The following is a 24,816-nucleotide window of genomic DNA, read 5'->3' as shown; positions in this document are numbered from 1 at the left end:
TTCGAAATGACTCCAATTCCGATCATCGTGGATTGCGATCCGGGGATAGACGACACGATCGCGCTTCTGACGGCTTTCGTTTCGCCGGAACTCGACATCCTCGGCATCACGCCCGTCTGCGGCAACCAGCCGCTCGAACGCACGGTGCGCAATGCCCTGCAGATCTGCGAACTGGGCCGAAGGACGGATATTCCGGTCTATGCCGGCTGCTTCCGGCCGATGTTGCGCGAGCCGATCTATGGCCAGTTCCATGGCAAGACCGGGCTGGGCAATACGGTGCTGCCGGAACCGGTGAAGACGGTCGAGCCCAAGTCCGCAGTCGATTTCCTGATCGACACCCTGACCGCCGCAGCTCTGGAAAAAAAACGGACTACCGTCTGTTGCCTCGGTCCGATGACCAATCTCGCTGTGGCGCTGCGGATGAATCCGCAGGTCGCCGAGGGCATCGAGCGTATCGTGATGATGGGCGGCGCCTATCGCGAGCCCGGCAACCGGACGATGACTGCGGAATTCAACGTGCTGGCCGATCCGCATGCCGCGCATGTCGTGTTTTCGAGCGGCATCCCGATCGTCGCGCTGGCACTCGATGCGACGCATCAGGTCATGCTGAAGCCGGAGCATGTCGCAGAGTTTTCGAATGTCAGCGGCCGCATTTCACAGACGCTTGCCGAACTCATGGCCTTCTGGGACCGTAACGACGTGCGCCGCTACGGCTCGCGCGGCGGGCCCCTCCATGATCCGCTGGTGATCGCTTACCTTCTGGCGCCGCATCTCTTTACGACCGAGCGCGCACGGGTGTTCGTCGAGCACGAGAGTGAGCTTTGCATGGGCCAGACCATTGCCGACTGGTACGGCAAGAGCGGCCTCGAACCCAATGCGGATATCGTGACCAAGGTGGATGCGGAGGGGATCATCGCCTTGTTCCTCGATCGCCTTTCGCGTTACGCCGAAAAGGCCGTCGCATGAGCCGCCAACCGGTCATCATCGACGCGGACCCTGGCCTGGATGACGCGGCGGCAATCCTCATGGCGCTGGCATCGCCGGAACTCGACGTGCTCGGCCTGTCGATCGTCGCGGGAAATGTTCCCTTGCAGGATACGGTGGTGAACGCCTGCAAGATCGTCGGCGTCTCCGGCCGCACCGAGGTGCCCGTCTATGCAGGCGCGGCCGGTCCGCTGGTCCGGGAGCAGGTGTTCGGCAAATATGCGAGGATCGGCGCGTTCAGCGATGACCTCGTCGCACGCAGCGGCATTGAGCCGTCGGAAGAACATGCGGTGCGGTTCATCGTGAGGTCGGCGCGCGAAGCGGCCAGGGCCGGTGAGCCGATCACCATCTGCGCCATGGGGCCGATGACCAATCTTGCGCTTGCCCTCATCCAGCACCCCGATGTGGCGCGCGGCATCCGGCAGATCGTGTCCATGGGTGGTGCCTTCACCGCGCTCGGCCATCGCACGCCCTGGGCCGAATTCAACGTGCTTGCTGACCCGCATGCGGCAGAGATCGTCTATCGTTCCGGCGTCCCGATCGTGGTGATGCCGCTCGACATGACCTTCCAGGCGCTGTTCACTGCAGAACACGTCAGGAGCTTTAGCGCTCGCGGCGGGGCCGCGGGGCGCGCGCTCTACAATCTCTTCTCGACCTTCGACCGCAGTGACATAGCGCGCTTCGGACGGCCGGGCGGGCCGATCCACGACGCGACGACGATCGCGTGGCTGATCAGGCCGGACTTTTTCACCAGCCGCAAAGCAACCGTCGGCACGCAGGTCACCGGGCTTACGATGGGTTATACCTATGCCGACTTCTACCAAAAGATGGACCGCACCCCAAACGCCACCGTGGTGACCGACGTGGACGAGGCGGGGTTCATCAATCTGTTGATCGAGCGCATCTCGCTTTTCGGAAGCGCTGCGCCCGGTCCCAAAACGCCGGGAGGCTGAAATCTATGAGCGGTTATCTCTTAAGCCGGTCGATCCAGACGGTTCTGACGCTATTGGTGATGTCGGTTCTGGTTTTCGTGGGCCTTTATCTCGTCGGCAATCCGGTCGATGTGCTCTTGAGCTCCACGGCGACGCCGACCGAACGCCTGCAGGTCATCCAGTCCTTCGGGCTCGATAAGCCTATGTGGGAGCAATATTGGTTGTTCCTCACCCGCGCCTTGTCTGGCGACCTCGGCAATTCCTTCGTCTTCAACCAGCCGGCGCTGACGCTGATCCTCAAACGCATGCCGGCAACGCTCGAACTTGCCCTGGTGGCGCTCGTCCTCGGTCTCGTTTTCGGAATTCCGCTCGGCGTCTATGCAGGCCTGAAGCCGAAGAGCCTGATCTCCAAATCGGTAATGACCTTCTCGATCCTCGGTTTCAGCCTGCCGACCTTCTGGATCGGCCTGGTGATGGTCATGCTGTTCAGCGTCCAGCTGGGATGGCTGCCGGCATCCGGGCGAGGGGAGACGGTGCCGGTTTTCGGCGTTCCCATCAGCCTCTTCACGCTGGATGGCCTGTCTCATCTTCTTTTGCCGGCGCTGAACCTGGCGCTGTTCAAGATTTCCCTCATCATCCGTCTCACGCGGGCGGGTGTGCTCGAAACAATGCAGCTCGATTTCGTTCGTTTCGCGCGTGCCAAGGGCCTGCCGGAAAGCCGGATCGTCACCGTGCATGTGCTGAAGAACACACTCATTCCGCTGATCACGGTCATCGGGCTCGAACTCGGTTCGCTGATCGCGTTCGCGGTCGTCACCGAAACGATCTTCGCTTGGCCGGGCATGGGCAAGCTCATCATCGACGCGATCGCCGTTCTCGATCGCCCGCTGATCCTCGCCTACCTAATGATCACCGTCGTGATGTTCAGCGTCATCAACCTCCTCGTCGATATCCTCTACTCGATCGTCGACCCGCGCGTTCGTCTTGAAGGGAATTCGTGATGAGCCAGGATACAAACGCCGCAAATTCGCTTCATGTCGGCAACGCCAACAATCAGACAGGCCGCTCGCGCTCGCCGTTCCGTCAAATGGTTGTCGCCCTCCTGCACGACAAGCTGGCGCTTGTCGGCATCTTTCTGGTGCTGGTCTTCATTCTGGCTGCGGTGCTTGCGCCCCTGATCGCGCCGCAGAACCCGTATGATCTGTCACAGCTCGATATCCTCGACGGGCGCCTGCCTCCGGGTTCCCAGAGCACGAACGGGATGGTCTACCTGATCGGCACCGACGACCAGGGTCGCGATCTGCTGAGCGCCATCTTTTACGGGCTGCGGACCAGTATCCTCGTCGGCATATCGAGTGCAGCGATCGCATTGGTGATCGGCGCCTCCATAGGTCTCGTCAGCGCCTATACCGGTGGCCGGCTGGATTCGTTCCTGATGCGTGTCGTCGACATCCAGCTCAGCTTCCCGGCGATCCTGATCGCGCTGATCTTCCTCGCCGTCCTGGGGCAAGGGGTCGACAAGATCATCCTGGCGCTGATCGTAACCCAATGGGCCTATTACGCCCGCACGATCCGCGGCTCGGCGCTGGTGGAGCGCAAGCGCGCCTACGTGGACGCGGCCCGGTCCATGGCACTTCCCGACCGGCGCATCCTCTTCAGGCACATCCTGCCGAACTGCCTGCCGCCGCTGATCGTCGTCGCGACCATGCGCGTCGCCTATGCGATCATGCTGGAGGCGACGCTTTCCTTCCTCGGCATCGGCCTGCCGGTGACCGAGCCGTCGCTCGGCCTGCTGATCTCGAACGGGTTCGAATACCTGTTCTCCGGCGACTACTGGATCAGCTTCTTCCCCGGCCTGGTCCTTCTGCTGCTCATCGTCGGCATCAACCTGATCGGCGACAGCCTGCGCGACATTCTCAATCCCCGGCGGGAAGGCTGAGACATGACCCATCCGATCCTTTCGATTTCCAATCTCAACACATCGTTCCGCATCGGCGGCGAATGGCGCAATGTCGTGCACGACGTCAGCTTCGACATCGGCGCGAAGGAGACCGTCGCCGTGGTCGGCGAATCCGGCTCCGGCAAGAGTGTCACGGCCATGTCGATCATGCGGCTTCTGTCGCCCGGCAACTCGCGCGTCACCGGTCGCATCGACTTCGAGGGCAGGAACCTGCTCGACCTGCCACTCGACGAAATGCAGTCCATCCGCGGCAACCGCATCGGCATGATCTTTCAGGAGCCGATGACCAGCCTCAATCCGGTGCTGAAAATCGGTCAGCAGATCACCGAAGTCCTCGTCCATCATCGCGGCATGTCGAATGCGCAGGCCGAGGCAGAAGCCGTCCGGCTCCTGGAGAAGGTGCGTATCCCGTCGGCGAAGTCGCGCCTCAACGAGTATCCCATGAACTTCTCCGGTGGCATGCGGCAGCGCGTCGTCATCGCCATCGCGCTCGCCTGCGATCCTAAACTCCTGATCGCTGACGAGCCGACGACGGCGCTGGACGTCACCATCCAGGCGCAGATCCTCGAACTCATCAAGGCCCTGCAGGAAGAGGAGGGCATGTCCGTCCTCTTCATTACCCATGACATGGGCGTGGTGGCGGAAATCTCCGACCGTACCGTGGTCATGTATCGCGGCGATGCTGTCGAGACCGGCACGACGCGCGAGATTTTCGCCGGCGCCAAGCACCCTTATACGCGTGCGCTTCTCTCCGCCGTGCCGCAGCTCGGTTCCATGACCGGGCTTGATCGGCCGCTGCGCTTCCCGCAGGTCGATATGGCGACAGGCGATATCCAGCCCCCCGGGCCCACGGCGGACACGGTGAGGCGCGATGCCTCGCCGATCCTGAAGGTCAACGACCTGGTGACCCGGTTCGACATCAAGAAAGGCTTCCTGCGCAAGACAGTCGGCCGCATTCACGCTGTCGAAGGCGTTTCACTGCAGTTGCGGCAGGGCGAAACGCTTTCGCTCGTCGGAGAATCCGGCTGCGGCAAGTCCACGACGGGTCGTTCGATCATCCGGCTGACGGATGCGAAGTCCGGCGCGATCGAGATCGACGGCAAAAACGTCCTGGGAGCCGGCAAATCCCAACTGGCGGACATCCGCCGGGAAGCGCAGATGATCTTCCAGGATCCGTTCGAAAGCCTCAATCCACGTATCCGCATTGGCAATGCGATCGCCGAGCCGATCGTCACCCATGGACTGGCCGATGCCGCTGAAGCGAAGGAACGGGTGGCCGAACTGCTCGAACGCGTCGGCCTTTCAGCATCGATGGCCGGCCGCTTCCCGCACGAATTCTCCGGCGGGCAGCGGCAGCGCGTCTGCATCGCGCGCGCCCTTGCTCTCGAGCCGAAGCTGATTATCGCCGACGAGAGCGTGTCCGCGCTGGATGTGTCGGTCAAGGCGCAGGTCATCAACCTGATGCTCGACCTGCAGGAAAAATACGGGCTCGGTTATCTCTTCATCAGCCACGACATGGCGGTGGTGGAGCGGATCAGCCACCGGGTTGCGGTCATGTATCTGGGCGAGATCGTCGAGATCGGCTCGCGGCAGGCCGTCTTCGAAAATCCGCAGCACGAATACACGAAGCGCCTGATGGCGGCGGTGCCGATCGCCGATCCCTCCCGCCGCCTGACGCGCCGGATTTCCAACGATGAGATCAAGAGCCCGTTCCGGCCCGCCGACTACGTGCCGCCGAAGCGCACGTACAAAGAAGCTGGCGAAGGCCACTTCGTACAGGTCGCATAAGGTCAGGCCAAATAACGAGGCACGCCATGATCGTCACCTTTGGCTCCGTCGATCGCCTCGGCGCTGGCGCGGCCTGTCGTCAAGTTTGCGATGGAGAGGGCATCGATTGCTGCTGACCTAGCCTGTTCTAAAACTGCGTCCCGGGCCGAGTATCACCAGGGGTCTGGACCGCCGGGGCGATAGGGGTTATTTGCAGGGTTTGTTGCGATGCTGAAAACGTCGCCGAAACATCACCGCAGACACCCAAGGCCTCTCAAAGTGAAAAAAGTCCAGCGCAGCTTTGCCGTCGAGTACAGATCGGGTCGGCGAAAACTCAATTCCAATCCGAATTCCATCTGGGGAGACATGGATCTCAAGTCCGTTGCGCAGGATCTGCAGGACGAGGCAATGCCATTCCTTCCGGAAACTTCCAAGGTTGGCAGCGCCGGAATGTCTTTACCCGGCGAACAACAGGCCGTGGCGTTGTTGACACCGCCGATCGAGCAGCAGACAAATGCACCGGCTTTACAGGAGACCATAATGGCCGACGACAACAATACGATGACTGATGCTGACACGGCGGCCGTAGCGGCGCCTGACGTACCGAAGAAGGAGCGCAAACCTCGCGCCAGGAAGGCGGTGCCTGAGACGGCCTCAGCCGCAGTTTCGGCGCAACCGGCAGCGGCTTCGAATACCGCAGCGGTCAAGCCGAAGAGAGGACGCAAGGCAAAGGCTGACGAAGGTGCGACGATCGCCAAACGTGCGCCTGTCAAACGGGCTCCGAAGGCCGTGCAGGCAGCGACTGCACCGTCGGTGGCGGCGGTTGACGAGTTTGCGGATCTCCTGCAGCTGGAAGAGGAAAACCAAAGACTGCGCAAGCAGCTGGCCGAGAAGCTGCGTGCTGAAAATGCCGATCTGCGAAAGCGGCTCAACCTCGGTTGATCGCAGCCGTCGGTCAAGCGCTGGCCGCATTCTCAAGGCTATATCGAGACGAACATCTTGGCGGCGGCTAGTCCTGCCGCCAACGCTTTTGCTCGCCGCCTGCATGCGGGGTAGAATACGAGGTCGAATAAAATGGCGTCTCCATGGAAACTTCTTGCCCGGCTGGTGTCACCGCGACGTCAGCAGGGCCAAGAACTCGGCTCGACCGATGACGTGAAGCCGGACGTATTGGCCATCGCCAAACCGACTGAAACGGTCGCCGACAACGGATTGAACACCGCCGATCCCAAGGTCGACGAAAAGCCGGTCGCTTACGAACAATCGGAGGCGGTGTCAGCGGACCCGGATCATTCCGAAGAAACGGCAAGCGGTGTTCACGGCACGGCAGATATCGAAGGCGCCAGGCCCGCGGACGCGGCTGATCCGGTCTTGTCCGATGACGCCGGTACGGCCGCACACGATGCACCGAAACCCTCCCAGACCGGCGAAGCTGCAACGCGAAAGCGCAGCAGGCGGGGCAAGACAGCGGCAAGGGGTGAAGCCGTTGCGCCACCCTCTCCAGGCATTCCCGCCGTTTCTGACGATGCAATCCGCCTTGATGAGGAGATCAGGCTGCTGCGGGACCAGCTGGGGCGCAAGCTTCAGCTGCAAAATGCACAACTGAAGAGGATGCTGGAGCGGTTCGAGCGCTGAACGTGTTATCTTTTCTGACAAATAAACAGGCCAATGGCCCGTCGAATCCAACCAGATGTCGGGTCGATCGGCATATGCTGCGCCTACCCGACGCTGCCCTGACACGAGGAAGATATGGCTCTACAAAAGCACGTTTCGCAGCAAAGGATCGCTTTTTCTGCAGCTTGAGAGAGTAAACGGTAGGTCGCCGGTTCCTATCCTTTCAAGAGCAATGGTACGGCGAGGTGGGCTAGTCTTTGGGCGCCACATTGCTCAGGGGCGAGGCAGCGTCGTCCGAAAAACCGCGATACCGTAGATGGCTACGACTAAGATGAATTCTCATCGCCTCGCGCGCCCGTTCCGCACTGCCTGAGCTAATTGCCTCGCAGATTGCACGATGTTCGGCCACTGTATTCTGGATATAGTCTAGAGTTATGAGCGCAGGATTGAGCTGCTTGGAGAAAGCCGGTTGCGGGAGAATCTGCAGGCTCATAAGGCTGAAGAACTCGATGAAAGCGCCATTGTTCGTCGCTTCTGCGATTGAACGATGAAAGACGAAGTCGAGATGATCAAGTGCAGCTTCGTCTTCAAGTGAGGCTTCGAACCCGCGGGCGGCGTTCCAGATATTGGATTCCTGAGCCCAGGATCGCCGAACCGCCGCCAACCCGGCAGCATGCACCTCGAAAGCCATTCTGAGCTCCAGCAGATCCATGAATGTCGTTTGCAGACGAGCCAGGGGAGCAAGCGCGAGGTTTGCATCCAACGAGCTGGCATCTTCGATATCGGGGTTTGGTCTGTTGCGAACGAACACCCCGACACCATGTCGCGACTCGACAATGCCGTCGGACCGCAAGGCGGACACTGCTTCTCGAATGACGGTTCTGCTGACGCCGAACTGCTCGGACAATTCCGCGAGCGATCCGAGCTTGGTACCGCTTCCGAACTGGTTGCTGCCGATGTGAGCTTTAAGTGCCCTTATTGTTCGGCCCGTTAAAGTGTCCAAAACCTGTTTCCCCTTGCCTAAGTCGCGCCCTGCTGAATGACTGCAGGGGGTTGACGCAAGTTATCACTTCATCCCGAGGTGATGCTACTACCCATCGCTGATTTATTGTCTTAGTGTGCGCACACTTCACATAGAGGAGTTCCCCTGGCCGCCAGTCAGCGTCTGGCCTCAAAAAAATTTGCGGAAAATGGGCCGAAATTTTAATGACACTACCAGAGAAATGGTCGTCTTAAGTTGGCTAATATCTTGTAAAGGCTTCGAAAAGTAGCGTGCAGGAAGCCGCCAGCCTAAGAGATAGTACCTCTAGATTCTCTCTTGACATGAGATACTATTTCATCAATCTTCATCACCAGAAAAGTGGATCGACATCGGCGCTTAGGCTTCTGATGAACGGTCCCGGGAACGTGGTTCGCGCATCGGCGCGTCTTACAATAACGGAAAACTGCTATGGGTGTCGTCGTCGCACGTCTCTCGGAGCTCGGTATCGTTTTGCCTGCGATTGCCCCGGCTTCAGGAAATTACATTCCTTATAGGCTCGTCGGGAGCCTTCTCTTCGTATCGGGCCAGATCCCGCGGATCGACGGTGTCGAGCATTATGTCGGCGTGGTTGGTCACGACATTTCGCCCGAGGACGGATACAAGGCTGCTCGCCTTTGCGCGCTCAACATCGTTGCCAGAGTGAATGCCGCGCTGGATGGTGATCTTGGCCGGGTCGTTGCCTGCGCTCAATTGCGTGGTTTCGTCAATGCGCCGGCGGATTTCGGAGGCCATCCAGCCGTCATCGACGGCGCTTCCGACCTTCTCGTGGAGATCTTTGGAGACAAGGGGCGCCACGTTCGCACCGCGATTGGTGCGGGCTCATTGCCGCGCGGATCTTCCGTAGAAGTCGACGCCATTTTCGAAGTCGCACCGAAAGCCTGACATCAAATAAAGGGGAACTGGCCATGAACGGGACCAGCATGTCGGAAAAAGCCATAGCCATGACGGGCGTCAACAAATGGTACGGTCATCTTCAGGTCTTGAAGGGGATCAACCTTGAAGTTGGTCGCGGCGAGCATATCGTTCTGTGTGGACCTTCGGGTTCCGGCAAATCGACCCTTATCCGCTGTATCAATCACCTGGAGGAAATCCAGGAGGGAAGCATTGCCGTCAATGGCACGGAGCTGAGCCAGAAGGGCAGCAATGCCGACCATATTCGCCGCGATGTCGGCATGGTGTTCCAGCAGTTCAACCTGTTTCCGCATCTAACCGTCCTGGAAAACTGCATGCTGGCGCAGCGCCGGGTGCGCAAGGCTTCGGTGACTGACGCAAAGGAAAAGGCGATGCGTCATCTCGAGCGCGTCCACATTGCTGAACAGGCACAGAAATATCCGGCTCAGCTTTCCGGTGGTCAGCAGCAGCGCGTGGCAATCGCGCGGGCGCTCTGCATGGACCCCAAGATCATGCTGTTCGACGAGCCGACTTCGGCGCTCGACCCTGAGATGGTCAAGGAAGTGCTCGACACGATGATCTCGCTTGCTGACGACGGCATCACGATGATCTGCGTAACCCACGAGATGGGGTTTGCACGAGCGGTCGCCCACCGCGTCATCTTTATGGACCGCGGCGAAATCATAGAGAGCGCCAAACCCGACGTATTCTTCAGCAATCCGGCTCACGAGCGAACCAGAACGTTCCTCAGCCAGATCCTCAACCATTGAGGAGGGGCTGATGAATTACACTTTCGACTTCGCACCCGTTTTTGCTGCATGGCCGACGCTGCTGGAAGGCATGATCGGTACGTTGAGAATGTCGTCTCTCTCAATGGTGTTCGGATTGTCGCTCGGCATTTTCTTCATGATGATGCGCTTGAGCAAGCTGCCAACGCTGCGCACTATTGCGATTGGCTACATCGAGCTGATCCGCAACACGCCTATCCTCGTGCAGGTGTTCTTTGTCTTTTTCGGCATGCCCGCAATTGGCATCCGGCTCAGCGGCGAACAGGCGGCAATCCTGGCCATGACGCTGAATTGTGCCGCCTACGCGGCTGAGATCGTGCGCGGCGGTGTGCAGTCCATCCGTCCAGGACAGATCGAGGCGGGCAGGGCGCTTGGGATGCATACGGCTGATATCTATCGGTTCATCGTCTTCCGGCCGGCCATCCGGGCCGTCTATCCGGCGCTATGCAGCCAGTTCATCCTGATGATGCTGAACTCAAGTCTGGTTTCGTCGGTCTCGGCGGAAGAGCTTACCTATTTTGCACAGACGCTGGATGCCCAGACATTCCGAAGCTTCGAGATCTATCTCGCGCTCGGCGTCATCTACCTCCTGTTGTCCCAGTTCGTTTCCGTCACCCTCGGCATGATCGGCCGGGTCTATTTTTCCTACCCGGCAAAGTGAGGCAGTCCGATGATCCGTCAATTTGGCTGGAATGAATTCCTCTTTCTGCTTGAAGGCGCACGTTGGACAGTTGTCCTTTCGCTTCTTGCCTTCGCCGTCGGCGGAGCGCTGGGTCTGGCTGTTGCGCTTGGACGCACCAGCAAACGGAAACCGTTGCGCATCGTCATGGCGACGTACATCCAGATATTTCAGGGCACGCCATTGCTGATTCAGCTGTTCTTCGTCTATTTCGGCCTGCCACTTTTGGGCTTCAAAGTGGATGTCTGGGTGGCGCTGACGATCGGCCTGTCACTTCACACCAGCGCGTTCCTCGGCGAAATCTGGCGCGGCAGCATCCAGGCCGTTCCCGATGGGCAGAGCGAGGCGGCACGCGCACTGGGCATCGGCTTCAGGCATCGCATGGTCGATGTCGTGCTGCCCCAGGCCTTGCGCATCGGCCTGCCAGCCACCATCAGCTTCCTCGTCAACCTGATCAAGGGCACGGCACTTGCCGCGCTGCTCGGTCTCACAGAGCTGACCCGCTCCGGTCAGTTGATGTCGAACATCACGTTTCAGCCGCTGCAGGTCTACGGGGCGGTCGCACTCATCTACTTCTTTCTTTGCGTACCACTGACCTACTGCAGTGCCCGGATCGAGCGGCGCCTCAACGCCGCGCGGTAAGACAAAACACATGCCAAGAAACCAACCAGAGGTGATCACATGACCAACGCAGTCTCGACCCCTTCGCGTTCGAAAGCCCTGAGCGGCCTTGCCGCTATTCTCTTCGCCGCGACTTCATTCGCAACGACGGCAATGGCTGTCACACCCGAGGAGATCAAGGCCAAGGGCACGGCAACCATCGGCGTGCAGATGGACCAGTTTCCGTGGGGTTTTATCGACTCCAAGGGCGGCAATGACGGTTTCGATATCGAAATCGCCAAGATGATCGCCAAGGAGCTGGGCGTCGAGGTGAAATTCGAGCGTATCACAGGCCAGAACCGCATTCCGTTGCTCGTCAACGGCAACGTCGACTTCCTGGTGCCGTCGATGACAATCACGGAAGAACGCGCCAAGGTCATCCAGTATGTCATTCCTTATTCGTCGAATGACATCACCGTATGGGGCAAGACCGACGCTGCCATAAAAGGCAACGAGGACCTTTCGAAATACGTCATTGGAGTCAACCGTGGCAGTGCCTTCGAACCGCTGCTGGTCAAAGTTGCGCCGAAGGGCACGCAGATCAAGCGTTTCGATGACGACGCCACGACTGTTCAATCGCTTTTGTCCGGTCAGGTCGATGCGATCCTGGGCAGCGTCACCTATGGTCTCGTCATCAAGGAGACCGGTTATGACAAGCAGTTCGAGCGCAAATATAAGGTTGCCGACAACTTCCAGGGTATGGCGGTCCGCAAGGGCGATAAGGAACTTCTCGCCTTCCTGACTGACTTCGTCACCAAGCACACGGCGGACGGGTCACTCGATGCCCTCTACAAGAAGTGGATCGCTGTCGACCGTGCAAAACTTCCAACAGAATTGCCGGGTGTAGACTTTACCGGGAAACAGTAACGCCAAAGCTCTGCGCTGTCGCGCTGAGCTTGAGAAACTCAACACATTCAAGAGCTTTTGACCCCCGCCTGTCTGTGCGGGCGGGGACAGGCCGCTGCACGCCGAAAATCGGGTTATCGGGCAAGCGCAACAACAGCTCGCTTAGGGAGCATAGTCGAGAAAATGACCAAAGATGGCAAGCAGATCAGGGTGGGTGTGGATATCGGTGGTACCTTTACCGACGTCGCGATGGAGGTGGGCATCGCGCTCCATTCGATCAAAGTACTGACCGATTATTCCTATCCCGAAAATGCGATCGTTAAGGGCGTCCGAGAGGTGGCCGAGGTCGCCGGTGTCGAGCTTTCGCAGATCGACACGATCATTCATGGCACGACACTTGCCACCAACGCCCTGATTGAACGGCGCGGCGCCCGTACGGCCTTAATTACCACCAAGGGCTTCCGCGACGTCATCGAGATGCGCACCGAAAGCCGCTTCGAACAGTATGACCTCGACATCGTGCTGCCGGCGCCGCTCGTGCCGCGCAACGAACGTTTCGTCATCGACGAAAGGATCGGCGCCGACGGTTCGGTGCTGAAACCTCTCGATCTTGCCGAGGTTGACGCGCTGTGCGACAGCATCGTCGCCGCCGGTTACGACAGTGTCGCCATCGGCTTCATCCATTCCTATCTCAACGGCGCGCACGAGAGGGTTGTTCGCGACCGTCTGCTGGCCAAGAAATCCGATATTTCCGTGTCGATCTCGTCGGAAGTCTCGCCGCAAATGCGCGAGTTCCAGCGCTTCAACACCGTCTGCGCCAACGCCTTCGTCAAACCGTTGATGGCATCTTATCTCAACCGCCTCGTTGGACGCCTGACCGAGGAAGGCACGCGCTGCCCGGTCTTCATGATCCATTCGGGTGGCGGCATCATCAGCGTCGAAAGCGCGATCGAGTTTCCGGTGCGCCTGCTGGAATCTGGTCCTGCCGGCGGTGCGATTTTTGCCGCCCATATCGCCAGCAGCTATGGTCTTGATCAGGTCCTTTCCTATGACATGGGTGGCACGACCGCAAAAATCTGCCTGATCGAAAAGCAGACGCCAAAGACCTCCAAGACCTTCGAGGTGGCGCGAACGTGGCGTTTCAAGAAAGGCAGCGGCATGCCGATCTCTATTCCCGTCATCGAGATGGTCGAGATCGGTGCCGGCGGCGGCTCGATCGCCACCATCGACAGCATGCGCCAGATCCGTGTCGGCCCGCACAGCGCCGGCTCCGAGCCAGGCCCGGCCTGCTATGGTCGCGGTGGCGCGAACCCGACCGTCACCGATGCCGACCTGATCCTAGGTCGTCTCGATCCGGATGAGTTCGCAGGTGGCGCGATGAAGCTCGACCGCCCGGCCTGCGACAAGGCGATGGATGCCGACCTCGCCTCCAAACTCAATACTGATATCGCGACCGCCGCTTACGGCCTCAGCGAGGTGGTCGATGAGAACATGAGCAACGCGGCGCGCATGCATGCCGTGGAGAATGGCAAGGAGCTTTCCGAATTCACCATGATCGCCTTCGGCGGCGCAGCTCCCATCCACGCCGCCCGTCTGTGCGAAAAGCTCGGCATGTCGGACCTGCTGATCCCGCCCGGTGCCGGCGTCGGTTCTGCGATCGGCTTCCTGCGCGCTCCCTTCGGTTTCGAAAGCGTGCGCAGCGCCTATAGCCGGCTTAGCCGGTTCGATGCGGATGCGATCAATCAGACGATCGCTGACCTCAGCGCCGAGGCCATATCGTTTGTGCGTTCCGGTTCGCCCGAGGCAAATCCAGATCTCGAATGTACGGCTTACATGCGTTACGTCGGCCAGGGGTGGGAAGTGCCGGTCACGATCGAGGTGCGCGACTACGCCGATGCGGACGGGCACCTGTTCCGGAAGCTGTTTGACGAGCAGTACGAACACTTTTTCGGTCGGGTCATCGATGGTCTCGACGTCGAGATCGTCAGCTGGTCCTTGCGCGCAACCTCAAAGGTTGCCCCGCCGGCGAGGATAGGCAAGACCGCAAAGGTTGGCGAAGCAAAGGTCCGCGGTACCCGCGAAATCTTCGACGTCCAGGAAGGCAGCTTTCAGATCGCTTCGATCATCGCGCGCGCCGACATGAAACCGGGAGACTGGGTTTCCGGTCCCGCTGTCATCACGGAACGCGAGACGTCAACGATTATCACCACGAGCCGCGAAGTCATCATGCAGTCGGATGGCTGCCTGCTCATACGCGTCAAGCAGAGCGCTTGAACGGAGGATTTGACATGAAAACCAGCGCACTTTCCGACGTCCACATGCAGATCATGTGGAACAGGCTGATCTCCGTTGTGGAAGAACAAGCCGTCACGCTCATCCGAACCGCCTTTTCGACCAGTGTGCGTGAATCAGGCGATCTTTCCGCCGGCGTCTTCAACCGCGGCGGCAAGATGATCGCCCAGGCGGTGACCGGCACACCCGGCCACGTCAACGCCATGGCCGAGGCCGTCGGCCACTTCATCCGCGACATCGGGCCTGAAAACATCTTCGAAGGCGACGTCTACATCACCAACGATCCGTGGAAGGGCACCGGTCACCTGCACGATTTCACCGTCGTGTCGCCGAGCTTCCGCAACGGCGCGATCGTCGGCTATTTCGCCTGCACGGCGCACGTGGTGGATGTCGGCGGCCGCGGTTTTGGGCCGGATGCCAACGAGGTCTACGAAGAAGGCATCTTCGTTCCGATCATGAAATTTGCCGAGCGCGGCAAGGTCAACAAGGACCTCGTCAACATCCTGCACAACAATGTCCGCGAAAGCCATCAGGTGGTCGGTGACGTCTATTCGCTGGCCGCCTGCAACGAGATCGGCCATCGTCGGCTGATGGACATGATGGAAGAGTTCGAGCTCGCCGATCTGGAAACGCTGGGCGATTTCATCTTCAAGCGCAGTTATGACGCCACCATCGAACGCATCGCGGCCCTGCCCAAGGGCACTTATTCGAACACTATGCGCGTCGATGGGTACGGTTCGCCGATCGATATCGCTGTGCGTCTCGACGTGGCAGAGGACCATATCCTTGCTGATTTCGCGGGGACGTCACCGCCAAGCCCGAAGGGTATCAACTGCCCGATCATCTATTCGGCCGCCTATGCCTGCTATGGCATGAAGTGCTCGATTGCGCCGGAGATCCCCAACAACCACGCGTCTCTGCTGCCGTTCCGTGTAACCGCCCCGAAGAACTGCATCCTCAATGCCCAGCACCCGGCGCCTGTTTCCGTTCGCCACGTGCTTGGCCATCTGGTTCCTGATGCGGTGCTCGGGGCCGTGCACAAGATGCTTCCCGGCAAAGTGCCGGCAGAAGGGGCAGGGGCATTGTGGAACCTGCATGTCAGCGTGCGCCCGCTACAGGGCGATAAGGCACCGGCCGAGGGCGGGCAACGTGCAGAAGTGCTGTTGTTTAACAGCGGCGGCGCCGGTGCTCGCTCCACGCTCGACGGCCTCAGCGCCACGGCGTTCCCGAGCGGCGTGCATTCCATGTCGATCGAGGCGACCGAGCATGTCGGCCCGGTGATCTTTTGGCGCAAGGAGTTGCGAGACGGTTCCGGTGGCGCCGGACAGTTCCGCGGCGGTCTCGGGCAGGTGGTGGAGATATCGCCGACCGAAGGTCACGAGATGCATTTCAACGCCATGTTCGATCGCGTCGACCATCCACCCCGTGGACGTGAGGGTGGGGCCGATGGCGCCGCGGGTGCCGTCTTGCTTGATGACGGAACGGTTCTTGCCACCAAGGGGCGCCAGCATGTGCCGGCCGGCCGCAGATTGATCCTGCAGCTTCCAGGCGGTGGCGGATACGGCGCGCCCGATAAGCGTGATCCGGCGGCAGCGCAGCGAGACAAGGATTTCGACTACGCGCCGAAAAGCTAATCCGCCAGTGACCGGTTGTGCGATCCGCCGGTCACAAGCATAGTTTCCCAGGAATTTGGACATGACTTTCGAGAACAAGCGGGCGGCCGGCATCAAGTCGTCCCCGAGCATGGTCATCGCGATGGCGGCAAAGAAACTGGCCGCGGAAGGTCGTGACATCATCGATCTGTCGCTTGGCGAGCCGGATTTCGAGCCGCCCGCACATGTGGCGGAGGCTGCTGCGGAGGCAATCCGAAATGGGCGTGTGCGCTATGGCGCAGCGGCCGGCACGGAAAGCCTGCGGCAGGCGATCGTCGCCAAGTTCATGATGGAAGCCCTCATTGGAAAGCATAAGCGCCGGTAACACCTCAAGAGCCGCCTTCTCGATAGGGCGGCTCTTTCACTGATCGGATCGAGGACAGAATACGGCACTCCATCATAATCCGATGCCGGCGAATGGGAGGCACCAACGGCGTCGGGAACATCATTGCGTATTCGCGCTTGAAAATAGTCATAGCGAGACGATTAGTCCGTCCAACGCTTCGTGTTTGATCCACCGGATCCGCTAGCCGGCACCCGTTCTCCGTCGAGATTGCTCCGAGTCCTGATGATTGAAATGATTTGCTGGTGTCGGAGGCAAGGCCGAAAGGGTGAGATGTATTGCTCGAGGCTTACTCGATCAGGCAGCCTGTCTTGAGCTGGATGCGCTCCCTCTCAGACAGCGTGGTCGTATTCGAGGCTGGCCTGGATCAATTCGCGGGCATAGGGATCCTTGGCCTGGCCTGTCGCCAGCACGTCTCGGCTCATCACCTCGACCACGCGACCATGCTGCATGACCGCCAGCCGCTCGCACATATGATCGATCACCGCAAGATCATGGGAAACGAACAGATAGGTCAAGTTGCGTTTTGCACGCAGATCGGCGAGCAGATTGAGCACTTCCGCCTGCACCGAGACGTCGAGCGCCGAGGTCGGCTCGTCGAGGAGCAGGATGCGCGGTTCGAGAATGAGCGCCCGTGCGATCGCCACACGCTGGCGCTGGCCGCCGGAAAGTTCGTGCGGATAACGCGACAGGAAGGCCGGATCGAGACCGACATCGATCAGAGCCCGCTCCATGCGTTCGACCTGGCGGTCCATGCGATGGATGCGGAGCGGCTCCTGAAGCGCCGTGCGGATCGACTGGCGCGGATGCAGCGAACCGTAGGGATCCTGGAACACCATCTGGACCGCACGGCAATATTCGACAAAGGGCATGTCGTTGACCGACCGTCCCTCGAGCTGGATATCGCCCTCCCAGACGTTCAGGAGACGGGCGATGCAGCGCAGGATGGTCGATTTGCCGGAACCGGATTCGCCGACAAGACCGAAGGATTCGCCAGCTTCCACCGAAAAGCAGACATCGCCGAGAATGCGCCTCTTTGCCAGACCGTAGCCGAGATCGATCGAGAGATTGCGGACGTCGATGGCGGTCATGCGCGCACCTCTTTGGTCTCTGGGGAGATGGTTTGGCGGTTCAGGACCGGAAGCGGCTTTCGGCTGCCGCCGATATGCGGCTGCGCGGCAAGCAACCCTTGAGTATAGGGATGCGTGCAGTTGCGCATGTCCCGGGCCGCCCGTTCCTCGACCACTTCGCCATGGCGCATGACCAGAACGCGGTCGCAGAAATTGCGCACCAGGTTGAGGTCGTGGCTGATCATGATGAGGCCGATGCCCTTGTTGATCACCAGCTCGTTCAGGATGTTGAGTACCTGCATGCGCACCGTGACGTCGAGCGCCGAGGTCGGCTCGTCGGCGATGATGATCTGCGGTTCGGGGATCAGCATCATGGCGATCATGATGCGCTGGCCCATGCCGCCCGAGACTTCATGCGGATAAAGGCCGAACACCCGTTCCGGATCGCGGATCTTCACCGCTTCCAGCATTTCCAGCGTCTTCTGCCGGGCGACCTGCGCCGAGGCCTTGTAATGAACACGATAGGCCTCGGCGATCTGGTCTCCGACGCGATGCACCGGGTTGAGCGAGAACTTCGGATCCTGGAGGATCATCGAAATGCGTCGGCCGCGGATCGTCAGCATCTGCTTTTCGCTGGCCGAGAGAAGGTCGATACCGCCGAAATCCATGCGGTCGGCCTCGATCTTGGCGGTCGGCAGCAGCTTCAGCAGCGCGCGGCCGATCGTCGACTTGCCGGAGCCGGATTCGCCGACGATGCCGAGCCGCTCGCGGCCGAGATCGAAGGAGACGCCCTTGACGACGGTGTTGTAGGCTTTGCCAGCGCGATAGCTGACGCGGAGATTTTCGACCTTCAAGAGTGCTTGGCTGTTATCCATGGCGGAATCCTAACGCTGTTTCGGGCCTATCTTTGCTTGGGATCCAGCGCGTCGCGCAGGCCGTCGCCGAGAAGGTTGAAGGCAAGGCTGACGAGCAGGATGGCGCCGCCCGGGAAGGCGACCAGCCACCAGTTGTCCAGCATGTAGCGCCGGCCGGTGGCGATCATCGCCCCCCATTCGGGCAGCGGCGGCTGGGCACCGAGACCCAGGAAACCGAGGCCGGCCGCCGTCAGGATGACGGTTGCCATCGAAAGCGTGATGCGCACCAGAACCGAAGGCAGGCACATCGGCATGATCGACTTGATGATGATGCGCAGCGCCGATGCCCCCTGCATGCGCGAGGCCGAGATATAGTCGGCGCCGCGGAAGGTCAGCGTTTCGGCGCGGGCCAGGCGGGCGATCGGCGGCCAGGTGGTGAGACCGATGGCGATGATCGCATTTTCGAGGCCGGCACCGAGGGCCGCCACGAAGGCGAGCGACAGGATGAGGCTCGGGAAGGACAGGAAGATATCGGTGATCCGCATCATGATCGTGTCGTACCAGCCCCCGAAATAACCGGCCGTCGTGCCGACCAGCAGCCCGATCGGGCCGACGATCACCGACACGATGGTGATGATCGTCAGGCTGATGCGCGTGCCGTAGATGATGCGGCTCATGATGTCGCGGCCGAGCTCGTCGGTTCCGAACCAGTGCTCGGCGCTCGGCGGCTTCAGCGTATTGCCGAGATCGATGACATTCGGGTCATAGGGCGCGATCAGCGGCGCGACGATCGCCGTCAGGACCAGGATGGTGATGACGACGAGGCCAAAGCCCGAAGACGGGTTGCCGAGAAGCTCGCGGATGACGGCGAGCAGCCGGCGGAAGGCCGAATTTGGGTTTGAGCGAGTACCGTTCATGGCCACGTCCTGCATGTCGAGAGATTGAGCTGCCATGTCACCGCGTCCTCGGATCGAAGATCTTGTACAGCGCGTCGGAAAGCAGGTTGAGCGCAATGAAGATGATGCCGACCAGCAGCACGCAGGTCATCACCGCGTTCATGTCGCCGATCAGCATGTTGTTGGTGATATATTGGCCGAAGCCCGGCCAGGAGAACACGGTCTCGATGAGGACGGCGCCCTCCAGCAGGCTGCCATAGGCGAGCGCCACGATCGTCACCAGCTGCACCCGGATATTCGCGAACGCGTGGTGCCAGATGGTGCGGCCCTTCGACAGCCCCTTCACCCGCGCCGTGGTCACGTATTCCTGGTTCAGCTGGTCCAGCATGAAACTGCGGGTCATGCGGGTGATATAAGCCATCGACGAATAACCGAGGATGCTCGCCGGCAGCAGCAGATGGTTGACCGCATCCCGCAAGACCTCCCAGTCGCCGGCGATGATCGCGTCGATCAGCAGGAAGCCGGTCGTTTCCGGCACCAGGCCGATATAATAATCCGACAGACGGCCGCCGCCGCCGACCAGATCCAGTGCCGCATAAAAGATGATCAGGCCGATCATGCCGGTCCAGAAGATCGGCATGGAATGGCCGATCAGGGTGAGGAAGCGGATGATGTGGTCGATCGGCCGGTTGCGGCGCACGGCTGCCAGAATGCCGAGCGGAATGCCCAGCCCCGCCCCGACGATGATCGCGAAGGTCGCAAGCTCGATCGTCGCCGGCATGACATGCAGGATGTCGTTGATGACCGGCTGCCCTGTCCGGATCGACATCCCGAAATCGCCGTGAGCCAAATCGCTCACATAGCGGAAGAACTGCTGGTAGAGAGGAAGGTTGGCGCCGATCCGTTCCGCGACCGTATTGTATGTGGCCTGGTCGGCCTCTTCGCCGACAATGGCGCGCACCGGATCGACCGGCATCAGCCGTCCGATGCAGAAGGTCAGGATCAGCAACCCGAGAAGGGTTGCCAATATGGTACCGGCCTGCCGCGTGAAAGCGGTGAGACGCTCGTTGTTCATGGGGCTTCCTCAACATCCCGGGATGCCAAATCGCAGAGGCCGCGAACCGCTTCGCGTGCGGACTCGACCTCCCACTTCATTTGGAGGCATGCAGTTTTTCGTCAGCGCCGCTTACGAACGGTTTCGAGCTTTGTCTGCCATACGGGGCTGATCTGGAAGCCTTCGATATCGGCGCGCTGGGCAACCGAATCCATCACTTGCGAGATCGGTTGGACCGCCGGAATGCCTTCGGCATAGAGCTTCTCTATCTCGTTATAGAGTTTTGCCTGCTTTTCCGGATCCGTTTCCTGCAACGCTGCATCGATCTTCTGGTTCAGATTATCGTCCTTGAAGGAAACGCGCCAGCCGACGAGCCCGGTCAGCTTTGCTTCATCCCGGTTGTCGGGATTGTAGGCGAGGCTGCGCATGTCGCCATCTGGGTGAGAAATCTGCCCGCCGCTTCTCCCGACGATCAGTTCGAAATTCCTCTCCCGCATCGGCCCATAGACCTGCTCGCCACTGCCAGTGAGGATCTTGGCGCGAATGCCGCCCTGAGCCAGCATGCTTTGAAGTGCGACAGCCAGGTTGTCGAATGGTGGCTCCGAAAGCGTGCGGATCGTCAGGTCCAGGCCATCGGGATATCCCGCCTCCGTTAGAAGGGCTTTGGCGCCGGCGACATCCATCTTGAGTTTCGGCTCGAAGGGTTCCTGGGCAAGCCCGACCTGTATCGGGCTGAGATGCCTGACACCATAATACGGCATGACCGTCTTGTTGAGGCCGTCATAATCTATGAGCTTGAGGATTGCCTCACGCAGTTTCGGCTTAGCGAGGTTCTGGTTCTTCAGCGACATGGCGAGATAATAGAGGCCATTGCCGGTTTCCGTCGTCACCTTGACGTTCTTGTTGCCTTCCAAAGATTTCAGGTCGGCGGCGCCAAGCGAATAGGCGATATCGAGGTCACCCTTCTCGACCAACAGCCGTTGGCTCTGAGGCTCGGGAATGTGGCGCATCAGCACGCGGCTCATGGCCGGCGCCGGACCCCAGTAGTTTTCGTTCCGGGTGAGTACGACCATTTCGTTCGGCCGCAGCGATTGCACCGTGAAGGCAGCGGTTCCGGCGGAGTTGGTGGTCAGCCATCCCGCCCCCAAGTCTCCAGCCTTCTCGTGGCCCATCACCTCCTTCTGGTCAAGCACGCTGCCCGTACCGGCCATGGCCAAGGTCATCATAATGATCTGTGGGTCGATGGGCTGGAGAATCGAAATCTCCACGGTGTTGCCGTCGACCGCCTTGAAGCTCTGGGCCGCGTTTTCGACGGTATAGCCACGCAGACGCAGGTTGGTTGCCTGCGCCAGGTTGAGTTTCAGCACGCGCTGCAGCGACCACACGACATCATTTGCGGTCACGGCATTGCCCGAGGCAAAGCGGAGGTTCGGTCTCAGATGAAAGCGGATCGACTTGCGATCCCCAGCAATCTCCCAACGTTCGGCGAGAGCCGGGACGATTTTGGCCCTCTGGACTGGGTCTATACCCACCAGGCCATCGTAGAGATTGGCGAGGATCTGCACCCTTTCCTTGCTCGACGATCCGGCCGGATCGAGCGTGAGCACGTTCGACATCGAGAAGCCGATGACCAGCTGATTGGCAGGCGTGTCGGCCAATGCCCGATGCTGGGCGAACGTGAGTACCATGGCTGCGCATGCGGCCGTCGTGAGAAAGCTGCGTCGTTTCATATTACCTCCCTTTGGCCGGACGCAGCGGGCCTCCCCCTACGGCATCCGGCGATCCGATTGCGTGGTGACTTACTCCGCCAGGTTGGCGTCGATGTATTCGAAGTTGATGTCCTCGCCGAGGCCGGGTTCCTGCGAGAGCCAGACAAATCCCTCTTCGTCCATGGGGTCCGGGATCCTGTTCAGGTATTCGGGGCAGGCGTCGTAGTCGAGGAACGGGTGAAGCAGGCCGCGCTCGTACCAGCGGCAGTTCTTGGTTGCGGCCGAAATGGCGAGGTTTTCAGCGCCGTGGCCGTGCACTTCGCAGTTCATGCCGAAACTTTCTGCAAGGTGCATGGTCTTCAGCGCCGGCGTGATGCCGCCGACATCCTCGACACCTGTCCGCAGAATATCGCAAGCGCCCGCCTTGATCCATTCGGCGCGGTGCTTGTACTTGCCGCCCATCGACTCCGGGCCGATGACCGGTATTTTCAGTTCCTGCGTGAGCCAGGCGTAGGAGGACATGGACTGTTCGTCCATCACCTCTTCGATCCAGGTGAAGTTCAACGCCTCCAGGCCCTTGCCGAGTTCGTAAGCTTCCTCGCGCGAATACCAGTGATAGGCGTCCAGCATCAGAGGAAATTTCGGGCCGACGGCTTCGCGTACCGCGGAGCAGGCCTTCAGATCCATCTCGATGTTCGGCGACCAGCGGACCGGTGGCATCCAGGTATGCAGCTTGATTGCCTGGTAACCGCGGGCGACCAGCTTTTCTGCAAACCCGCCATAATCTTCCGGTGTAGCGAGGCCGCCTTCAAGCTCGTCGCCGCACATGATCGAACCATAGGCCGGCACCTTGTCCCGGTAGGAACCGATGATCTTGTAGACCGGGGCCTTGAGAAGATGTCCGGCGAGGTCCCAGAGGGCGCAGTCGACGATCGCTAGCGTGCGGTCGCTGAGTTGACCGCCGCTACCGCGCTGCCAGTGGGCCAGGTCCTGCCATAGCCTTTCACGCGCCAGCGCATCCTGGTCCAGGACAACAGGACGGATGAACCGTTCGAGCAGGTGGGGGCGAAGCTGTTCCGGGCTACCGAATGCATGGCCGCTCGTGCCGTCTTCGCAGGTCAGCGTGAGCAGGGCCTTCTTGACACGGCGCGCCGGGCCGGGATGGGCATGGCCATCGCTGTCGGTCTCCTCGTGTGTCGTGTACCAGAATGTCCGCACGCTGGCGTCGATGATCTTCATGTTTCCTCCCCTGGGCGTGGGCCAGCTTAGGCAATCCGCTCTGGCGGCATCTCCTGTCGGCCTTCACCTTGTATCCTGTCAGATAGCATGTCACTGCAGTATGACAACGTTAGCGAGGCTAGAAGGTGACGTCAATACGCGTGCTGATGATTTCGCGGCCCGATGGGCCTTGTTGTGGAGAAGTGCCAATTCGGCCCGCCAAAACCTTGCTCGGCCGGTGACATTTGATGGTTAGTGGGCTATAAGACAAGCGCGCGCTGCAGTCTGACGGCTTGTGGCGGCGGGTGGGAGATTGCATGAGAGATTTGATCGGACAGGATGTTGATAGCGAACTGGCCGTCCTTGTCGGCCAATCGCTCGTCGATCAGATCGCAACAAGCTTGCGGCGTGACGTCGAGCGCGGAACGGTCAAGCCGGGAGACAAGCTGCCGAGCGAGAACGAATTGACGCGCCTTCATTCGGTCAGCCGCGCGGTGATACGCGAGGCGGTAGCGGTACTGCGCTCCGAAGGGATACTTGAGGCGCGCCGGGGCGTCGGCGTCTTTGTAACGGATGCCGAACAGCAAGGGGTGCCGTTCAGTGGCCTGTCACTTGAGCGAATCTCCTCTGTGATCGAGCTTCTGGAACTGCGGGCCGCTTGCGAGACGGAAGCCGCGGCGCTTGCGGCGGGGCGACGTTCGCCAGCCCAACTGGAAACCATCCTCAATCTGCATCGCAAGGTGGGCGAGAACCTGGAAAATGGCCTTTCGACCCGCGATGCCGATTTCGCTCTTCACATGGCAATCGCCGAGGCAACACAAAACCGCAGGTTTCCGGAACTCCTGCGCCTCATCAAGCCCGGCATCATCATGAGCCGCGATCTGCAGCAAGGACGGGGGCAACCCGGCACGCTGACGCCCAACCTGCATCTGCAGGAAGAACATGCAAAGATCGTCCATGCGATCTTTGCAGGCAAGGCTGCCGAAGCGAGGGAGGCTATGCGCGCCCATCTCGAAGGCAGCCTCAGCCGCTATAAGATGCTGCTGATCGAGCGTGTTTCTCCGCCCGGACCGACGCATTCGGAACTGGGTGGTTAGGCGCGTTCGTCAGGAAACTACAGGAGGATCAAGACTGGCTTCGTGGCAGTGCCACGTGCAGGAGTGGGCAAAACGTGCCACTCACCTTTTTCTGGTGATCCATGAACTCGCAACGATTTCGTTGAAGTACGGCGCGCTATCCGTCGATACCGGAACCTCGGAGGTCTCCGTTACCGTGACAAATAACGACATCGAGATTGTGTGGACGGAACAGGGTGGGCCAGATGTGGTTCCGCCGGACGGATCGGCGGTTATGGAAGCAGGCTCGACCAGGCGGTTTGGTACAACCTTCGGTGTTACCAGGTCGTTCGATTGGTGCGGCCACTCGATCAGTCTCGTCGATACAGCGCCGATCAATTACGGTACAACCAGTGCGTTGTGCATAAATCAATATGTTGTTGCTTTAGAAGAGGCGAACGCGGTTCGTATCCCTTCACGAGCCTGAGGACGAGCAATACTTCAACCCAG

General features: G+C 60.2%; 24 protein-coding genes. 17 read left to right on the top strand and 7 right to left on the bottom strand.

Going from position 1 to position 24,816, the window contains the following annotated elements:
- Positions 1–6 precede the first annotated feature (6 nt).
- From RG540_RS29865 to RG540_RS29835, 7 genes are all read left to right on the top strand, one after another.
- Complete coding sequence (locus tag RG540_RS29865; RefSeq protein ID WP_041365960.1) at positions 7–966, top strand: nucleoside hydrolase; 960 nt, start codon at positions 7–9, stop codon at positions 964–966.
- A complete protein-coding gene (locus RG540_RS29860; protein WP_041365957.1) occupies positions 963–1,937 on the top strand; it encodes a nucleoside hydrolase in 975 nt (324 codons plus the stop codon). Before RG540_RS29865 ends, RG540_RS29860 begins: the two co-directional genes overlap by 4 nt.
- 5 nt (positions 1,938–1,942) lie before the next feature.
- On the top strand, positions 1,943–2,917 hold the full coding sequence (locus RG540_RS29855; protein ID WP_041365955.1) for an ABC transporter permease: 975 nt from the start codon (positions 1,943–1,945) through the stop codon (positions 2,915–2,917).
- Positions 2,917–3,855 (top strand): ABC transporter permease, encoded by a 939-nt coding sequence (locus RG540_RS29850; RefSeq protein ID WP_041365953.1) that lies wholly within the window; start codon positions 2,917–2,919, stop codon positions 3,853–3,855. The genes RG540_RS29855 and RG540_RS29850 overlap by 1 nt, the downstream gene beginning before the upstream one ends.
- A gap of 3 nt (positions 3,856–3,858) precedes the next feature.
- Positions 3,859–5,664, top strand: coding sequence for an ABC transporter ATP-binding protein (locus RG540_RS29845; RefSeq protein ID WP_041365951.1), 1,806 nt, complete (start codon positions 3,859–3,861; stop codon positions 5,662–5,664).
- A 258-nt stretch (positions 5,665–5,922) separates the two neighbouring features.
- Complete coding sequence (locus RG540_RS29840) at positions 5,923–6,585, top strand: transcriptional regulator (RefSeq protein WP_041365949.1); 663 nt, start codon at positions 5,923–5,925, stop codon at positions 6,583–6,585.
- Between the two features lie 132 nt (positions 6,586–6,717).
- Complete coding sequence (locus RG540_RS29835) at positions 6,718–7,278, top strand: hypothetical protein (RefSeq protein ID WP_041365947.1); 561 nt, start codon at positions 6,718–6,720, stop codon at positions 7,276–7,278.
- Between the two features lie 229 nt (positions 7,279–7,507).
- Here the strand turns inward: RG540_RS29835 and RG540_RS29830 are convergent, their stop codons facing one another.
- Entirely contained in the window at positions 7,508–8,260 is a 753-nt protein-coding gene (locus RG540_RS29830) for a FadR/GntR family transcriptional regulator (RefSeq protein WP_041365945.1), read from the bottom strand.
- A gap of 447 nt (positions 8,261–8,707) precedes the next feature.
- Here RG540_RS29830 and RG540_RS29825 point away from each other — a divergent pair, with 447 nt between their 5' ends.
- The 8 genes from RG540_RS29825 (at position 8,708) to RG540_RS29790 (ending at position 16,432) form a co-directional block, all read left to right on the top strand.
- Entirely contained in the window at positions 8,708–9,181 is a 474-nt protein-coding gene (locus RG540_RS29825) for a RidA family protein (protein ID WP_041365943.1), read from the top strand.
- Between the two features lie 38 nt (positions 9,182–9,219).
- Complete coding sequence (locus RG540_RS29820) at positions 9,220–9,960, top strand: amino acid ABC transporter ATP-binding protein (protein WP_040125767.1); 741 nt, start codon at positions 9,220–9,222, stop codon at positions 9,958–9,960.
- 10 nt (positions 9,961–9,970) lie between these two features.
- On the top strand, positions 9,971–10,639 hold the full coding sequence (locus tag RG540_RS29815; protein WP_041365941.1) for an amino acid ABC transporter permease: 669 nt from the start codon (positions 9,971–9,973) through the stop codon (positions 10,637–10,639).
- Between the two features lie 9 nt (positions 10,640–10,648).
- On the top strand, positions 10,649–11,299 hold the full coding sequence (locus RG540_RS29810; RefSeq protein WP_041365939.1) for an amino acid ABC transporter permease: 651 nt from the start codon (positions 10,649–10,651) through the stop codon (positions 11,297–11,299).
- A 39-nt stretch (positions 11,300–11,338) separates the two neighbouring features.
- Entirely contained in the window at positions 11,339–12,184 is an 846-nt protein-coding gene (locus RG540_RS29805) for a transporter substrate-binding domain-containing protein (protein ID WP_041365937.1), read from the top strand.
- A 162-nt stretch (positions 12,185–12,346) separates the two neighbouring features.
- Positions 12,347–14,437, top strand: coding sequence for a hydantoinase/oxoprolinase family protein (locus tag RG540_RS29800; protein ID WP_041365935.1), 2,091 nt, complete (start codon positions 12,347–12,349; stop codon positions 14,435–14,437).
- 14 nt (positions 14,438–14,451) lie between these two features.
- Entirely contained in the window at positions 14,452–16,089 is a 1,638-nt protein-coding gene (locus RG540_RS29795) for a hydantoinase B/oxoprolinase family protein (RefSeq protein ID WP_041365933.1), read from the top strand.
- Positions 16,090–16,150: 61 nt separating this feature from the next.
- Positions 16,151–16,432, top strand: coding sequence for an aminotransferase class I/II-fold pyridoxal phosphate-dependent enzyme (locus RG540_RS29790; RefSeq protein WP_041365931.1), 282 nt, complete (start codon positions 16,151–16,153; stop codon positions 16,430–16,432).
- A gap of 350 nt (positions 16,433–16,782) precedes the next feature.
- On the opposite strand, the gene RG540_RS29785 is transcribed toward RG540_RS29790, so the two are convergent.
- The 6 genes from RG540_RS29785 to RG540_RS29760 all read right to left on the bottom strand — a co-directional run bounded on the left by RG540_RS29785 (position 16,783) and on the right by RG540_RS29760 (position 23,272).
- Complete coding sequence (locus tag RG540_RS29785) at positions 16,783–17,541, bottom strand: ABC transporter ATP-binding protein (protein WP_041365929.1); 759 nt, start codon at positions 17,539–17,541, stop codon at positions 16,783–16,785.
- Positions 17,538–18,395, bottom strand: coding sequence for an ABC transporter ATP-binding protein (locus RG540_RS29780; RefSeq protein ID WP_041365927.1), 858 nt, complete (start codon positions 18,393–18,395; stop codon positions 17,538–17,540). The genes RG540_RS29785 and RG540_RS29780 overlap by 4 nt, the downstream gene beginning before the upstream one ends.
- Before the next feature lie 26 nt (positions 18,396–18,421).
- Complete coding sequence (locus tag RG540_RS29775) at positions 18,422–19,291, bottom strand: ABC transporter permease (protein ID WP_038594143.1); 870 nt, start codon at positions 19,289–19,291, stop codon at positions 18,422–18,424.
- 37 nt (positions 19,292–19,328) lie between these two features.
- On the bottom strand, positions 19,329–20,345 hold the full coding sequence (locus tag RG540_RS29770) for an ABC transporter permease (protein ID WP_041365925.1): 1,017 nt from the start codon (positions 20,343–20,345) through the stop codon (positions 19,329–19,331).
- Positions 20,346–20,446: 101 nt separating this feature from the next.
- Positions 20,447–22,054, bottom strand: a complete 1,608-nt coding sequence (locus RG540_RS29765) for an ABC transporter substrate-binding protein (RefSeq protein ID WP_041365922.1) — start codon at positions 22,052–22,054, stop codon at positions 20,447–20,449.
- A gap of 69 nt (positions 22,055–22,123) precedes the next feature.
- Positions 22,124–23,272 (bottom strand): mandelate racemase family protein, encoded by a 1,149-nt coding sequence (locus RG540_RS29760; protein WP_041365920.1) that lies wholly within the window; start codon positions 23,270–23,272, stop codon positions 22,124–22,126.
- 296 nt (positions 23,273–23,568) lie between these two features.
- Here RG540_RS29760 and RG540_RS29755 point away from each other — a divergent pair, with 296 nt between their 5' ends.
- Positions 23,569–24,348 (top strand): FadR/GntR family transcriptional regulator, encoded by a 780-nt coding sequence (locus RG540_RS29755; protein ID WP_041365918.1) that lies wholly within the window; start codon positions 23,569–23,571, stop codon positions 24,346–24,348.
- Positions 24,349–24,403: 55 nt separating this feature from the next.
- A complete protein-coding gene (locus RG540_RS33000; protein WP_041365916.1) occupies positions 24,404–24,793 on the top strand; it encodes a sensor histidine kinase in 390 nt (129 codons plus the stop codon).
- The last annotated feature ends 23 nt before the right edge of the window (positions 24,794–24,816 follow it).

Source organism: Neorhizobium galegae bv. orientalis str. HAMBI 540, from assembly GCF_000731315.1.
Lineage (GTDB): Bacteria > Pseudomonadota > Alphaproteobacteria > Rhizobiales > Rhizobiaceae > Neorhizobium > Neorhizobium galegae.
This window is presented reverse-complemented; position numbering and strand designations above follow the sequence as displayed.